Annotated in this window: 13 protein-coding genes and 1 pseudogene; 8 read left to right on the top strand and 6 right to left on the bottom strand. The window is 64.5% G+C overall.

Features of this window, described 5'->3' with window-relative positions; translation table 11 throughout:
• Window positions 1-14: 14 nt before the first annotated feature.
• Both sp36 and FB562_RS09145 read left to right on the top strand, forming a co-directional pair.
• Window positions 15-158: pseudogene (sp36, locus tag FB562_RS09150) on the top strand (Sp36 family protein); the annotation flags it as partial.
• Window positions 159-195: 37 nt separating this feature from the next.
• The gene (locus FB562_RS09145) at window positions 196-663 is read left to right on the top strand and encodes a RidA family protein (protein WP_141881173.1); all 468 of its coding nucleotides are present in this window, start codon (window positions 196-198) and stop codon (window positions 661-663) included.
• Window positions 664-756: 93 nt separating this feature from the next.
• On the opposite strand, the gene acs is transcribed toward FB562_RS09145, so the two are convergent.
• On the bottom strand, window positions 757-2,748 hold the full coding sequence (gene acs, locus FB562_RS09140) for an acetate--CoA ligase (protein ID WP_141880823.1): 1,992 nt from the start codon (window positions 2,746-2,748) through the stop codon (window positions 757-759).
• A 679-nt stretch (window positions 2,749-3,427) separates the two neighbouring features.
• Here acs and FB562_RS09135 point away from each other — a divergent pair.
• Window positions 3,428-4,504, top strand: a complete 1,077-nt coding sequence (locus tag FB562_RS09135; RefSeq protein WP_141880822.1) for a TadA family conjugal transfer-associated ATPase — start codon at window positions 3,428-3,430, stop codon at window positions 4,502-4,504.
• 5 nt (window positions 4,505-4,509) lie between these two features.
• Window positions 4,510-5,442, top strand: a complete 933-nt coding sequence (locus FB562_RS09130; RefSeq protein ID WP_141880821.1) for a type II secretion system F family protein — start codon at window positions 4,510-4,512, stop codon at window positions 5,440-5,442.
• Between the two features lie 36 nt (window positions 5,443-5,478).
• Here FB562_RS09130 and FB562_RS09125 read toward each other — a convergent pair whose 3' ends face one another.
• Together FB562_RS09125 and FB562_RS09120 are read right to left on the bottom strand one after the other, a co-directional pair.
• On the bottom strand, window positions 5,479-5,754 hold the full coding sequence (locus FB562_RS09125; RefSeq protein WP_221625372.1) for a hypothetical protein: 276 nt from the start codon (window positions 5,752-5,754) through the stop codon (window positions 5,479-5,481).
• Between the two features lie 3 nt (window positions 5,755-5,757).
• Window positions 5,758-5,880, bottom strand: a complete 123-nt coding sequence (locus tag FB562_RS09120) for a HipA domain-containing protein (protein ID WP_185740496.1) — start codon at window positions 5,878-5,880, stop codon at window positions 5,758-5,760.
• Between the two features lie 421 nt (window positions 5,881-6,301).
• Here FB562_RS09120 and FB562_RS09115 point away from each other — a divergent pair, with 421 nt between their 5' ends.
• A complete protein-coding gene (locus tag FB562_RS09115; protein WP_141880818.1) occupies window positions 6,302-7,954 on the top strand; it encodes an ICP22 family protein in 1,653 nt (550 codons plus the stop codon).
• Here FB562_RS09115 and FB562_RS09110 read toward each other — a convergent pair.
• From FB562_RS09110 to FB562_RS09100, 3 genes are all read right to left on the bottom strand, one after another.
• Entirely contained in the window at window positions 7,890-8,777 is an 888-nt protein-coding gene (locus FB562_RS09110) for a DNA adenine methylase (RefSeq protein WP_141880817.1), read from the bottom strand. The two genes, FB562_RS09115 and FB562_RS09110, sit on opposite strands and share 65 nt — an antisense overlap.
• A gap of 331 nt (window positions 8,778-9,108) precedes the next feature.
• Window positions 9,109-9,894: a hypothetical protein gene (locus FB562_RS09105; protein WP_141880816.1), complete on the bottom strand. Its 786-nt coding sequence runs from the start codon at window positions 9,892-9,894 to the stop codon at window positions 9,109-9,111.
• Window positions 9,891-12,758: a hypothetical protein gene (locus FB562_RS09100; protein WP_246081414.1), complete on the bottom strand. Its 2,868-nt coding sequence runs from the start codon at window positions 12,756-12,758 to the stop codon at window positions 9,891-9,893. Before FB562_RS09100 ends, FB562_RS09105 begins: the two co-directional genes overlap by 4 nt.
• A 716-nt stretch (window positions 12,759-13,474) precedes the next feature.
• Here FB562_RS09100 and FB562_RS09095 point away from each other — a divergent pair.
• From FB562_RS09095 to FB562_RS09085, 3 genes are read left to right on the top strand one after another with little or no spacing between them, the layout of a single operon-like run.
• The gene (locus tag FB562_RS09095; protein WP_141880815.1) at window positions 13,475-13,657 is read left to right on the top strand and encodes a DUF4244 domain-containing protein; all 183 of its coding nucleotides are present in this window, start codon (window positions 13,475-13,477) and stop codon (window positions 13,655-13,657) included.
• The gene (locus tag FB562_RS09090; protein WP_246081413.1) at window positions 13,635-13,985 is read left to right on the top strand and encodes a TadE family type IV pilus minor pilin; all 351 of its coding nucleotides are present in this window, start codon (window positions 13,635-13,637) and stop codon (window positions 13,983-13,985) included. Before FB562_RS09095 ends, FB562_RS09090 begins: the two co-directional genes overlap by 23 nt.
• Complete coding sequence (locus FB562_RS09085; RefSeq protein WP_246081412.1) at window positions 13,982-14,359, top strand: Rv3654c family TadE-like protein; 378 nt, start codon at window positions 13,982-13,984, stop codon at window positions 14,357-14,359. The genes FB562_RS09090 and FB562_RS09085 overlap by 4 nt, the downstream gene beginning before the upstream one ends.
• Window positions 14,360-14,493 lie beyond the last annotated feature (134 nt).

Raw genomic sequence — 14,493 nt, 5'->3', positions numbered from 1 at the left:
GAACGGATGCCGAAATGCAAGCATGGGAGTACCTCACCACGCCGCTGATGATTCACAACACGGCCGCGATTCTCAACAACTGGGGTTCTGAGGGCTGGGAGCTCGTGCAGGTCGTCACCGGCCCGGAGGGCGGCCTCGTCGCCTACATGAAGCGCCCGATCCAGCCCGCAGAATGACAATCGAAGGATGAGCACGATGTCGATCGAGAACCGCCTCGCCGAGCTGGGAATCACCCTGCCCGAGGTCACCAAGCCCGTCGCCGCCTACGTACCGGCGGTCGTCAGCGGCAACCAGGTCTTCACCTCGGGGCAGCTGCCGTTCGTCTCCGGCGCACTGCCCGCGACGGGCAAGGTCGGCGACGGCCACGGGCTCGTGCCCGCGGACGACGCCAAAGGCTACGCCCGCCAGTGCGCACTCAACGCGCTCGCCGCAGCAGAGTCGGTCATCGGCTCGCTCGACCGCGTGACGCGCGTCGTCAAGGTCGTCGGCTTCGTCGCATCCGACCCCGCATTCACCGGCCAGCCCGGAGTCATCAATGGGGCATCCGAAGTGCTCGGCGAGATCTTCGGCGAAGCAGGCCAGCACGCCCGCAGTGCCGTCGGCGTCGCCGTGCTGCCGCTCGACTCGCCCGTGGAGGTCGAACTCATCCTCGAGTTCGCCTGACGGGCACTCGCGGGCTGGTCTCGAGACTGTCGCGCTGGGGCGCGACGCCTCGACCAGCGAGAGATCCCGCCGCTTGAGCGCGGGAGCCCCCACTCAGCCCTTCGACACGCCTCCTGTGAGCTTGTCGCTGATGATCTGCATGACCGACGTGTCGGCGAGCGTCGTCGTGTCGCCGACGGTGCGCCCCTCCGCGACGTCGCGCAGAAGGCGGCGCATGATCTTGCCCGATCGCGTCTTCGGCAGCTCCGTGACGATGTAGACGTGCCGTGGCCGGGCGATCGCGCCGATCTGTTCGGCGACGTGCGCGCGCAGGATGCCGTTCGCCTCCTCCGGCGTCTGCGCATCCTCCTGATCCGATCTGAGGATCACGAAGGCGACGACCGCCTGACCTGTGGCCTCGTCGGTGGCGCCGACGACGGCCGCCTCCGCGACGATCGGATGCGACACCAGCGCCGATTCGATCTCGGCCGTCGAGAGGCGGTGGCCTGAGACGTTCATGACGTCGTCGACGCGGCCGAGCAGCCAGATGTCTCCGTCGTCGTCGAGCCGTGCGCCGTCGCCGGCGAAGTACATGCGCCGATTCTTGGTGCCGGGGGTGTCGAACTTCTCCCAGTAGGTTTCGATGAAGCGCTCCGGGTCTCCCCAGATGCCGCGCAGCATCGCCGGCCACGGCCTGCTCACGACGAGCAGCCCGCCGTTGCCGTTTCCGACGTGCTCACCGGAGTCGCTGAGCACGTCGACCGAGATGCCGGGCACGGCGACCTGCGCCGAGCCGGGCTTCGTGGTGGTGACGCCGGCGAGGGCGGAGACCATGATGGCGCCCGTCTCCGTCTGCCACCAGGTGTCGACGATGGGGGCGGTGCCGGCGCCGATGACGTCGCGGTACCAGACCCACGCCTCCGGGTTGATGGGCTCGCCCACGGAGCCGAGCACGCGGATGCTCGACAGGTCGAAGCCGTCGGGCACCTGCCGCCCCACCTTCATGAATGAGCGGATGGCGGTCGGCGCCGTGTAGAAGATGCTGACCTTGTACTTCTCGATGAGTTCCCACCAGCGTCCCGGGTGGGGCGTGTCGGGCGTGCCCTCGTAGAGCACCTGGGTGGCGCCGTTGGCGAGCGGGCCGTAGACCACATAGCTGTGGCCGGTGACCCAGCCCACGTCTGCGGTGCACCAGAAGACATCCGTCTCCGGTTTCAGGTCGAAGACGTAGCGGTGGGTGAATGCCGCCTGGGTGAGGTAGCCGCCGCTGGTGTGCAGGATGCCCTTCGGCTTTCCGGTGGTGCCGGAGGTGTAGAGGATGTAGAGCGGCTGCTCGGCCTCGAACGGCTGAGCGGTGTGCTCGGCGTCGGCCTTCGCCATCTCGTCGTGCCACCAGCGGTCGCGGCCGTCGACCCAGTCGATCTCGTTCTCGCCGCGCCTGACGACGAGTACCGTGCCGACGGAGTGCTCGCCCTCTTTGGCGAGGGCGGCGTCGACCGTGGGCTTGAGCGGGGCCACCCTGCCCTTGCGCCAGCCGCCGTCGGCGGTGATGATGAGCTTCGCGTCGGCGTCGTCGACGCGGGAGCGGATGCTGTCGGCGCTGAATCCGCCGAAGATGACGGAGTGCACGGCACCGATTCTGGCGACGGCGAGCATCGTCACGACGGCCTCGGGGATCATGGGCAGGTAGACGGCCACGCGGTCGCCGGACCGGATGCCGAGATCCGTGAGCATGTTGGCGGCACGCTTGACCTCGGCGGTCAGCTCCGCGTAGGTGATGGTGCGGGAGTCCCCGGGCTCGCCCTCCCAGTGGAAGGCGACGCGCTCGCCGTTGCCGGCTTCGACGTGGCGGTCGAGGCAGTTGTAGGCGACGTTGAGCCGGCCGTCGGCGAACCACTTGGCGAAGGGGGCGTTCGTCCAGTCGAGGGTGCGGGTGAAGTCCGTGTCCCAGTGCAGGAGTTCGCGCGCCTGCTCCGCCCAGAAGGCCTCCGGGTCGGCGGATGCTCGGGCGTAGAGCTCGGGCGTCGCGAGCGCCTGGGCGGCGAACTCCGGGCTCGGCGGGAATCGTCGGATCTCGTGCTGCAGATTGTCGATGTGCTCACTCATAGGGTTTTCGTCGCTCCTTTGCGTGCGAATTGCGGCCCACGATTGGCGTAACCAGAACGAGACTAGTGGATTCCCAGTTTTCCCTCTTGTGCGCAAAGCTTGGTGGGGTACACTCAAGGAACCGGATGTCAATTCGGCTTGCGGCGCACAATGATTCCCCCCAATCATGCGCCGCTGTGGCGGCGCCAGTTCCCCCCAACGGGCGCCGCCCCTCTTCTTTTAACCGGCACCTTTCGTGGCGCGGCTTCGCGCTTGAGTGGGGCATCCGTCTCGATTGCGTCGATTGCCCCGTATTCACGGGGAAGTCTCAGGCATTTGTTGAATGTTTGCACGGGTCGTTTGGCAATCGGATGCCCGGCCTGCCGGGGGCGTTCTCGTGGTGCCGCGGTTGGCGGGCTCCGTTTCGTCTCATGTGACGTCATCCGTCACGGCAGTAACATCCGGCGCAGTGCCCCCTTTCTGCGATGAGGGGAGATTGCACAAACGGGGTACATCGACTGTCCCCCATTTGAGGGGTGTCACGCAATCTGCTGGCAGCAGGAGTGGGTCTTGCTCAGATCCGGGGGACGAGCTCGTGATCTGCTGCAGCTTCTCCTCCCCAACCACCTGCTCGCACGGGCCATCCCCTGATCCGGTGACAGGCCGTCGGAGGGCAGGCCGCAGTTCGTAACGTCGGGGGATGACCGCCTTCGTACCCGAGCGCCCCGCACCCACCGACCGCCGCGACTCCGCGGAGAGGGTGCCCGCAATGGCGGCCCGCTTCGTTCCGCACCGCGACCCGGACGGGGCAGACGGAGGCGGGGCCGAGGTCCCGCGGGTCGGCCGCAGCAGGGGAGGCCTCGACGCGTTCGGCCCGCTCACCCGGCTGCTCGCCGAGGACGCCGTCACCGACCTCTTCGTCAACGGCCACCGCGCCGTCTGGGTCGACAGGGGCCGCGGGCCCGAGCGGTGCGAGCACCCCTTTCGCGACGAACAGGAGCTGCGCGAGCTTGTGGTGAAGATCATCGCCGCAGGGGGCCGCCATATCGATGAGGCCGCACCCTGCGTCGATGTGCGCCTCGGCGGCGGCATCCGCGTGCACGCCGTGCTGCCGCCCGTCGCCACCGGTGGCAGCCTGCTCTCGGTGCGGCTGCCCAGGGTGGAACGGCTGGGGGTGACCGAGCTCGAGACGCACGGCTTCTTCGACACCGTACCCATCGCATCCGTCGCCTCGCTCGTCGAAGGCCGCAGCAACCTGCTCATCACGGGCGCCGGCGGCAGCGGCAAGACGACCCTGCTGTCGGCGCTGCTCGCCCTCGCGCCCGCGAATGAGCGCATCGTCACCATCGAGGACGTCGCCGAGCTGCGCATCGAACACCCGCACGTCGTCGCGTTGGAGGCCCGGCAGGCGAACCTGGAAGGGGCAGGCGAGATCGGCCTCGAACGGCTCGTTCGCGAAGCGCTGCGGATGCGACCCGACAGGCTCGTGCTCGGCGAATGCCGCGGCGCGGAGGTGCGCGAACTGCTCGCCGCGCTCAATACCGGCCACGACGGAGGGGCCGGCACGCTGCACGCGAACTCGCTGGCCGACGTTCCTGCCCGGCTCGAGGCACTCGGCGCGCTCGCCGGAATGAGCCCGACCGCGGTCGCCCGGCAGGCGGTCAGCGCCATCGGCGCCGTGCTGCATGTCGTGCGCGAGGGCGGTAGGCGCAGGCTCGCCAACGTCGGCCGCTTCGAACTCGACGCGCGCGACCGTCTCGCCGTCGTCGAACGGTGAGCCGGATGCGCCGGGCGCGGCCCGCAGACGACCGCATCGCCGCCGTCGTGCAGCGTCTGGGAGTGCTGCTCTCGGCCGGCGTCACGCCCGCCTCCGCATGGGCCCACCTCGCCGAGACCGCGGGCGCGCCCGAGGGCGTCGTGCGTGTTGCGGAGGCCGTCTCGGAGGGGGAGACGATCCCGGATGCGGTGCTCGCCCGGGCGGAGACAGCGGTCGCGGCCCGGCCAGCGCCACCCGACGCGGAACTGTGGCGGGGCCTCGCCGCCGCCTGGATGGTTGCCACCGAGACCGGGGCGCCGCTCGCCTCGACCCTCGACGCGCTCGCCGGATCGCTCCGCGACATGGCGCAGACCCGCCGCGCCCGCGAGACAGCGCTCGCCGCTCCCGTCGCCACGGCGCGACTCGTGCTCGCCCTCCCCACCGTCGGCATCCTCTTCGGCCTCGCCCTGGGCTTCGACACCGTCGGCACACTCCTCACCACGCCCATCGGGCTCGTGTGCCTCGTCGCCGGCGTCGCACTCATGGTCGCCGCCCGCGCCTGGAACCGCCGCCTCATGGCGGGCGCGGAACCCACCAAGCACAACCCCGGCATCGCCCTGGATCTCGTCGCGGTCGCCGTCTCCGGCGGCGCAGCCCTCGACCGGGCGCTCGCCACCGTCGAACGCGCCCTCGAACGCTGCGGCCTCGGCGGCGGAACGGCCGAGGCCGACGAGGTGCTCGAGCTGTCGCGCAGGGCAGGGGTGCCGGCGGCGGCGCTCCTGCGAGCCCAGGCGGAGGAGGCGCGCCGCAGCGCCCGCGCAGACGGAGAACGCAGCGCAGCCACCCTCTCGGTGACGCTCATGCTGCCGCTCGGGCTGTGCATCCTGCCGGCCTTCATGCTGCTTGGCGTTGCCCCGCTCATGGTGTCCGTCGTCACGACGACCGTTGGCGGCCTGTGAGCAGTGGCCCCAGCAACCTCGCCCGGGTGAGGCATGCTACGCGCGCAGCACGGCAATACCTTGTGTGATCTCGCTCGAGAAGTGGGTGATCTCCGCACTGCGGAGGCCGGTGGTGCTCGCCGTGTCACGCCATAGCTCCAGCACATCAGCGATGCGATCAAGTTCTTCGCGCATCCGGGCCGGGCTCAGTCGGCAGGTTCGGGCAAGCTCCACAAGACCACCCGCTTCGTAGTCGACGACGCTGGCGCCGGCGATCGTTGTCTGGCGGTGCTTCGGATCGGACTCCCGGTTCACATCAAAGACAGGATTCAATACTCAGCCGCCCTCGTCGCGAAGGAAGCCGTGGTTACGCAGGTGGTCGTCGGTGTTGTGGAGCGCGACGCGTACGGCGACAGGTCGAAACAGCTCAGCGAGGTCCTTCTTGACCTCCCTCCCCATCGGTCCTTTCGATCGCCTCGGCGATTTCGATATAGTCACCGACTGCACCATCGCGGCATTCGAGGAGGGCCATCGCACTCATGTAGCCGATGCGCTGGCTGCTTGTGGCTTCCCGCGCCATCACGTTCCGGCCACCCTCGGCGTGGGGTCAACCCGTTGAGTGCCTTCGGATCGGAGGCCGCGTTGGCCTACTCAGGATCTAACGGCCGTAGATCATGCGTATCCATGGCCACGATCACAGACGTAGCTGGCTTCGGGCAACCCTCGGATACTGCCGCCGTTATCGAACGTCTAGAGGTTTCATGTTTCACGATTCGCGAACTCAACGTTCACGGCTGAGAGCAGTCTGCCGCGCGGGAGCGCTATGGTTTGGGCGAGCCTCGCGATGCCACAATGCTCTTGGGCCATAGGGAGAGTGTGAATGCCGTACGTAGAGTATCCGATCGAGCCGGTCGATGTTAGCGACCTTCATCTCGACATCAACAACTTCCGGTTCGCCGACGAACAGCCAACCGAGACCGCCGCAATGAACTATCTGTGGGCAGAGGAGAACGTCAAGGAAGTCGCGACACTGATCCTGCGGGACCAGTACGTGGACAATGAGTTGCCGCTCGTAGTTCGCGAAGATGGCAAGCTGATTCTCCTGGAAGGTAACAGGCGGGTATCTGCGCTTCTCGCGCTGCTCAAACCCTCGCTCGCTCCGGCACACCAGGGTGAGATCGAGCGGCTACTGAAGCGGTACGCCATCGAGGCAGAGGGTCTACCGCGCCGCATTCGCGCCATGGTGCTTCCGGACCGTCAGACCGCTGCACCCATCCTCGCAAGACTCCACATCGGACAGTCCAAAAAGGCTTGGAGTCTCGACGAGCAAGCCAAGTTCGTTCTGGCTCAGCTAACCGGCTCCACGACCTTGGATCAGTTGAGGGGGCAACTCCCAGCCATCAAGGACCTGCCGCGTGTCGTCCGTATGGGACGAGTGCGCCAGCAGCTACGCAGAACCGCATTCTCGAACCCCCAGTTGTCCGCATACATCTCCGGTCCGAAGCTCACGATGTCGGCTTTCGAATACGCCTACCGCAACGCAACGATCCAAGAGTTGATCGGGCTGAAGTTCGACGCTCAATCACGCGTAGTCAGCTGGGCCACGACCCCCGAACAACTAGCTGCGCTTGAGCGGCTACTCACCGGGTTCATGACCAACGAGGTGAACACGCGTCGGGGACTGAAAGCCGGTACGAGGGAGTATGAAAAACTGATGCGCGGAATGCGCGGACTCCCTGAAGAAGAGCAGTCCAATGCCGAGGAGGGGACGCCGGAGGGCGGACCCGCCGCCCCTGACGGGGACAGCACGAGTGATGGGGACGGCGATCGCAACGATCCGGACGAAACCGACTCCGACACTGAGCCGAGCCACGACTCGCCGCCAGCAAAGGACTGTGCGGACGGCAGCGAGACGACAGGCGATGCGCCCGAAACGGACGATCCAGGATCTCGGGACGATGACGCTCCGACAGGGTCGGATCAAGGCGATGCCGAATCGGACGATCAGGAAGGCGAGGAGTCCGCGGATAAGCCTCGTGGACGGGGACCCTCCCTCCCAGAACTTCGGGTGTACTTGAACACACAGGGCGTGGACGAGCGGAATCTACCAACGACGCTCCAGCATCGCTGGCGCGAACTGCGGTTGATTAACGTCCGAGACTTTCCTGCCGCCGCCACAATGCTCATGCGATCGCTCATCGAGGCCTCGATCAAAGAGCATTTTGGACTTGGCAACGGCGTCGAGCTGACAGGGATGCTCGGTCAGGTGATGGCTCGAGTGACGAAGGATTATAAGGAGAACGGACAGCTCGCGTACGCCATCTCAACGCTCAACCGGGTGAAGCGGGATGCCAGCACTGTTCCCGGTTCTGGCCAATGGTTCAATCTCGTGTCCCATAGCGTCAACGTGGATGTGACCGGCCGAGAGGTGCATCAGGCCTGGACGGTAGTGTTCCCGCTCGTGCGATTCATGCTGACCGAGCAGCGGTCACCCGCGCCAGTGCGGCCTCAACCGGCGGGGACGCAATCATGAGTTCGAAAGCGCGACCGGGATGCCTCGCTGAGTAGTTCAACTCGTAACGGCACAGGAAGAATTCGGCGTACAACTCCTCGATCAGCGGCGACTCGTCGTAGGTCATGAACCAGTTACCGCCAGCGTCGGACACGACCGCCGCGAGGTCTGAGTGATCTCGTACGTCGAAGGCGTTTAAGTACAGCTGTGAACCAGCCCGTACGTACGGTGGGTCGATATAGAGGAACGCCTTCGGGTCAGTTGCATAGTCCAAGATGACCGTCCGTCCGTCGTCGTCGCGGACAGTGATCTGGTCCGCAAGTTTCCCAAGAGCAGCCACCCTCTCCTTCAGGGTCTCTCTGTTGAATCGAGCATCGATCTTGTAGTTGCCCGTTTGGTTCAGGCCACCGATCACTCCTCCACTCAGTACCCCAGATCGGTTGGTGCGGTTGAGATAGAAGAATGCGAACCCAAGTTTGAGAGGGTCGTTTGCATCAGCGCTCCGGTAAATCTCCCGCTGTCGCCGCCACTCCTCGATGTTGAGGGGGGTCTTCTCCAGCATTAGAACGAACTCAGCGTTGTCGTGCACGACGCTGCGCCAGAACGAGTAAACAGCGGGGTCAAAATCATTGACCACGAGTTCCTGAATTAGCCCTTCACGAAGAAGCGCAACACCGGCACCGGCACCGCCCGCATATGGCTCGACGTACTTGGCGTCGTCGAGTCCCAGTTCTGAAATCAGATCAGCGAACAACCCTGCAAGAGCGGCCTTGCCGCCGGGATATCGCAAGGGAGAATGTGTTCCGTAGCGGCGCGTCGCCGGGATCGACAGAGTAGCTGGCACGCCTCGGCATCTCCTTTTGGATTGATACGGGTCTGACGAGTCTGCGACTCGTTGATCCACTCTAGAGCGAACGCACGGTCAAACCCTCCTGAGCGCCTTCGCCGTTTCACTACTGACGATGGGACCCCTGAAATCCTGACAACGAGATGTCAGACCGCAGCGTGAGCAGGTTCAGATAATCGCGACAACTGGTCGTATCGTCGGTCAACGGGCACGGCGGCGAGACGCCGCGAACGCTCCCGATAGCACGATGAATCGACTACAACTTGGACGTGACTCGCTCCGCGAAACTGTGTCATGCCCGGCCGGATCTCTACCATGCCGACTTAGTTCAGCAGGCTGCGGCCGCCCGCCATGTCTCTTCTACTCGAGTCAAGAAGGCCTCGCCACTGAGCCCCGGGCCGATTGACGCCACGGAGTAGGCGACTAGGACGGCGCCTTCTGCTCGGCTGTCGTTCAGCAAGCCCAGATGGTCCAGGACATCGACGTACGGAACCGGGAGCGGCGCGTGTCGCGAGACCAATATCTGCAGGCAATACTCCATCACTACGGCCCGTCGAGACCCGCTGCCGGAATCGATTTTCAACCTTCCCTCAACTTGACGGACGAACCAGCCCTGCTTACTCGGCGAGTAATAAAGTCCAAGATCCTCGATCACACTGATCATGATTGCGGAGACATCGGTCGACGAGACATCGCTCCAGTCTCGTCTCGCCGTGGCATCTCTTGCGACCAGTACGGCGTTGTGGGCCAGTCCGTCCAGCGCCTTCCCCAGAAGGGCAACCAAGGCATCCGCGGACGCCTGGGGGGTGGCAGCCTCAGACAACCATTGCTCGTAGTAGAGCGTTGCGACCGAATTTGTCGAGTGGTGTGCGCCTGTCCTGAGCTTATGGATCGCTGAATCGAACTCCTCGGCGCTTGGACTGCGTCGAAACTTACGCAGGAAGTCAATATCGGCCGATAGTTCTTCTCGGTACAGCTGGTAGTAGTTCGAGACGAGCGCGGCGAAGTCTGCATCGCTGTCACAGACAGGCTGCCAATCGACGGTCACTGGCTTCAGCCCGACTCCGGTGCTTGCACGCTTCGCCTGGTCGATGGTCGAGAGCGCGGCGGTCACGCGTGAGACCTCGATCGATAGATCGAGCGTGGCTCAGCGACGGGGCCTCGGGATAGCTTGAAGCCCACCAAGAACGCCGGGAGCTGCTGGCTCCGGGCGAAGTCGCCAGTCGCAGAGAACAGACGCGGCTCAAACTTGATCCGGGTGCCGAGCTCATTGACCCACACTTCGCCCGAGCGCGCATCTGCAAACTCCACTCGGCCGGTGAAGACTCGAGGTACTTGATTCTCGTCCGCAAGGAAGTACGACGTGTAGATGCGCTTCGAGAGTTGACGGGTGAGGTCGCCAACCTCGCGGAAAAGCTTTCCGCTTTCGGCATAGTTGCCTTTTGAGAACTGAGCGACGGCTTGGATGAAGCGAAGGCGGTAGAGATCCGGGAGTTCCGCGCCTTGCAGGTCAGCAGAAAGCGAGGCGATCTGGGCGAGGTCCGCTGGACTGAGGTGCAACGGAAGTCTTTCCCCGCTGAGGAGGCGCGCCCCGGCGATGTCCCTCCAAGTGAGGTCGACGAGGAGCTGAGCGCACCGCCAATCCTTCCTAGTCTGCGCCGGCGCGGCGCGGAGACGACTGAGGGCCTGTCGCTCGCCGTTGGGAACGTTCTTCGCTTCAGACTGCGCAAGGAAGTAAGTAGCTGCTGGGGATGTGTTCGTCTCGAGGTTCTGAAGGTACGACCACACCGCTGCATCATCCGCGAGCGCCTTGTTGAGTGAAACGCCACGGCTGTCAAGCTTCGCCAGTTGTGCTTCCGACAGCGTGCTTCGGTCCAATGATTCCAGCGTTGCCACAGCGTAGGCGAGACGATCGAGGCGTTCATCAGGTCGCATTGCGCCAGTGCCGATGGCCTCTAGCGTTGACCATGCCAGGACGTCAACGGGGTAGGTGTTGCCTGGATCGACAGCACGAGCATCGAGAACCGCTCCGAGCACATCGTCCAGACGCCCAGCAAGACCCTCGATGGTCTCGCCGTTCTCGCCGTGCGAATACTCATAGATTATTGCGCCTAGGGTCGACGCGAGCTCGACGGACAGCGAAAGCCGGATCAAACCCTTGGTGCTCGCGCTCGATAGCACCTCATCCAAGAGTTCTGCGTTGTATTCGAGTGCTGACACTCGAGACGCCAGCGACCCCTCGTGCGCATCTTGCTGCCACTGTACGTAACCGCGCACGAAGTTGGACTCCTGAAGCGCAAGACGTGGCCGGGGCGAACCGAGTTCGTGGCGCCGTTCTCTAAGCGCATCGGCAATCTCGCCGAAATGCATCCGATATCTCGGAAGATCAGCTGCAGGGCCGATGCGCTCGAACAGTGAAACGAGGAACTGAACCTCGTCGGCACCGCCGCCAAACCCGTCCAGGATTCGAATGTTCCGGATGGCTTCGGCAATGACTTCAATCTCGACTGTTACCGGCACCTCGTGCTGAGCAAGCAGTTCTGCTTCCAGATGCGACCTTGCCGCTAGGAATATTTCTCCGTTGTCGTCGTTGATTTCCCGGATGATGTCCGAGGAGTTGAGAGCGTCTCTGACGCTCTGCGAACCCTCGCGTCCCAGAACCCTGAGCGCAAGATCGATCGGTACGGGAACGCCGTGTTTCCCTGCGACGAGAACGAGAGCGGTAATACGTTGCAAGGGCGCGCGTTCGGCGAAGGACTGCGCGGCGACTGGCTTATCCGAGTTGCTCTGCGGTAGGAGTTCTTCCAAGTCGATGCCCGCTGCTTGGAGCGCTGCCTGCATCGCGGTGAGGCGTTGTTGCGATGATGGCTTTTCGTTCTGCTCGCGAGCAAGCTCGGAGATCGCCAACTCGGCGGCTCGCATCTCGCGCGCTAGACCGCTTCGAAGTTGACGCTCGGTCTCAGGAAGGGTGTAGTAGAGAAACGCAAGGAAGCTCGTATCCAGTGCGTTTTTTGGCCGGCGAATTTCCACGCCGAAGGAAGTGAGGAGGTCGATCAGGCGCGAAACTTCACCGGGGCTCAGCTCTGCCGCTGCGGTGAAAATTGTGGATGACGGCGCGGCCTGTTTCTTGTAGGTGGTTCCGATGATCAGCACTCGCCGGCCGCGGGCGCGCAGCTGTCGTGAAAGCGCTTCGTACTCGGCGGGGTTGGTCATCCCGTCCCACACCAGCACCGTGGCCTCGGCTCCGTGGTCTTCGGCCCAAGCCGCGTACATGTCCACGTCCTCGACGGCGGGACGAACCGTTCGGCGGGCTTGATGGAGGACGGCGACTCGGCCCGATCTCGAGAGTTCTAATGCAATTGATGCAAGCCCGATACTCTTACCGGTTGCCGTCTGCCCCTCCACGACGATGGGTGCGGGAAGCTCCCTGCTTTGCACCTGCTTCAACGCGTGGTCAAGAACCTCCGCCTCGAAGTCTCGCCGCAAGTGCATTCTAGCGGCGAGCCCAGACCACCGGGGGGCACCTTCAGTTGCGCCGACAAAGTTGCGAAACTCCTGATACTTCGCGGCGGTTGAGCTAAATACGGGGGGTGTGAGAAGCTCCAAGTCGACCGGACGGGCCGAGCGGCGTATCTGATTCCAGGTATTCACGTCGACGCTGACGAAGCCGTCTCCAAGCGCTATTACGTGGTCTGCGCCGGGCGAAGCGTCATCCGACCTGAGCGCACCGGCTTCCGCGAGGTCGCGGAGTACGTCATCAAGTGGTGCTTCGTGCAATACGAGCAGGCCGTCATCGACGAGGCTCACGATGAATGGGTCCGCGCGCCAGTCGCCGGCTGAGAAGAGATGCGACTGCCTCTTGCCGAGCAGGCTGAGCGTCGGACCAAGGGTCGCTACATCGAGTTTATCGTGAGGCTTCCAGCCATCGATAAGAAGCACGCCTCGTGGCGTGATCGTTTCCGAGACGAACCGCGTCAACTCTTGGACGCTGCGAAGGCTGGCTTTCGCAACCTCGACTTGATTAGAAGCGGGCCGATCGGGCTCGGGGAGGTGCTCCGCACCGAAAAGGTAACGAACCTCAAGATCCGTTCGGCTACGTGATGGTGCGCGTCCCATCGCACCGTGCGATGCGCTCGCGCGCCAGTTAGCACGAAATCTATCTGCAACGTCTCGTGACCCCATGCTTGTGTAGACGCCGCTCCATGGTTGGGCTCGAACGGCTTCTCCGATTCGCGTTGCACCATCTTGACCCAGCAGGAGGAATGCTGGCCCCCCTGCGAGCTGACCAGCCAGACCGCGATACTCCTCGGATAGGTTGCCCATGCGTTCCCCTCTGCGACACGAACTCTGAAGACCAAAGTCTGATGGACAGCGTACTGACAAGAGAGGGTGAGGATGTGGCAGCGTCGTCATTCAATCTTTTCGACGTTAGGCGACCGCTCCCGTAAGCGTCGCGCATATCGGACGTTACGTAAACCATGGAAGGGAGTGCTCTGCACCGAGAATCGAGACAGGGACAAGCTACCCGCAGTGATGGCCTGTGAGCGACAAGTCCCTCACAGGCACGATATTCGCCGACCGTCCACCGATCTGCTGCTCGCCCGCATCCGCCCCTCCGCGGCTCGGAACACTGGAGGAAGCGGTGTCGGCCGGCACCACAGAACCGCCCCCAAGGGGCAGGAAGAAGGAGAACGATGAGGAGAATCATGGCGCGCCTGCGCCAGGAGAACGAGCGGGGCGCCGCCACCGCCGAATACGCGATCGTCATCATGGCGGCCGTCGGATTCGCGGGTCTGCTGGTTGTCATCATGCGCAGCGAGCAGGTGCGCACCGTGTTGACCGATCTTGTGCAGAGTGCGCTCACCGTCGGCGGCTGATCGACGGCAGCGCGGCAGTGTCACCGCAGAGTTCGCGGTGACGCTGCCCGCCGTTGCCATCGTGCTCACCGTCTGCCTCGCCTCGGTGCAGTTGGGCGGGCAGCAGATGAGGCTGCAGGATGCTGCGGGCGGCGCCGCAAGATCCATCGCGCGAGGCGAATCGCACGCGGATGCCCGGGCCCGCTTCTCCTCACTGCTGCCGGGCGCCCACTTCGATGTTCGGTGGCAGGGCGAGCTTGTCTGCGTCGATGCGGGAGCATCCGGAAGCGGTCTTCTCGCAGCGCTCACCGTGACGGCGGGCGCCTGCTCACTCGCGGGCGGTGGATGATGGCCAGCCGCCTGCGCAGCGGCCTGCGGCACGGGGTGGCGGATGCCCGCGGTGCCGGGTCCGTGCTCGTCGTCGCGATCATCTCCGCCGTGCTGCTGCTCATGCTCGCGAGTGCACCCCTATATAGAGGGCTCATGCTGAAGGGGCTGGCGGCGACGGCGGCGGATGCGGCGGCGCTCGCCGCAGCGGACGTTGCCATCGGAATCGTGCCCGGCATCGCCTGCGACTCCGCGGCATCCGTCGCCTCAGCCAACGGCGCCGTGCTGCAGGAGTGTTCTCTCGACGGGCTTGTCGCGACGGTCTCCGTCACCGTGTCGGCGGGTGGGCTCGGGGCCGCCGCAACGGCCACGGCGGGCCCCCCGTCGGCCAGATGATCGCGAGATGATCGCATCCGGTCACTCAGCGGATGTCCAGCCGCCGATTAACAGGCACCAAGGAATGGTTGTGTATGGTTCTCGTTGTCGGCCCCAATCAGTCAGGGGTTCGAGAGTCGCCGCGTAGCGTTGCT

Origin of the sequence: Homoserinimonas aerilata (genome assembly GCF_006716125.1) — a bacterium.
GTDB lineage: Bacteria > Actinomycetota > Actinomycetes > Actinomycetales > Microbacteriaceae > Homoserinimonas > Homoserinimonas aerilata.
The sequence above is the reverse complement of the archived record's forward strand: the minus strand, read 5'-3'. Positions and strand labels throughout refer to the sequence as shown.

Coding starts and splice junctions, on each gene's coding strand:
- FB562_RS09120 (WP_185740496.1), bottom strand. CDS start 5,880: ATGGGGAGGGAGGTCAAGAAGGACCTCGCTGAGCTGTTTCGACCTGTC.
- FB562_RS09135 (WP_141880822.1), top strand. CDS start 3,428: ATGACCGCCTTCGTACCCGAGCGCCCCGCACCCACCGACCGCCGCGAC.
- FB562_RS09130 (WP_141880821.1), top strand. CDS start 4,510: ATGCGCCGGGCGCGGCCCGCAGACGACCGCATCGCCGCCGTCGTGCAG.
- acs (WP_141880823.1), bottom strand. CDS start 2,748: ATGAGTGAGCACATCGACAATCTGCAGCACGAGATCCGACGATTCCCG.
- FB562_RS09095 (WP_141880815.1), top strand. CDS start 13,475: ATGAGGAGAATCATGGCGCGCCTGCGCCAGGAGAACGAGCGGGGCGCC.
- FB562_RS09085 (WP_246081412.1), top strand. CDS start 13,982: ATGATGGCCAGCCGCCTGCGCAGCGGCCTGCGGCACGGGGTGGCGGAT.
- FB562_RS09145 (WP_141881173.1), top strand. CDS start 196: ATGTCGATCGAGAACCGCCTCGCCGAGCTGGGAATCACCCTGCCCGAG.
- FB562_RS09115 (WP_141880818.1), top strand. CDS start 6,302: ATGCCGTACGTAGAGTATCCGATCGAGCCGGTCGATGTTAGCGACCTT.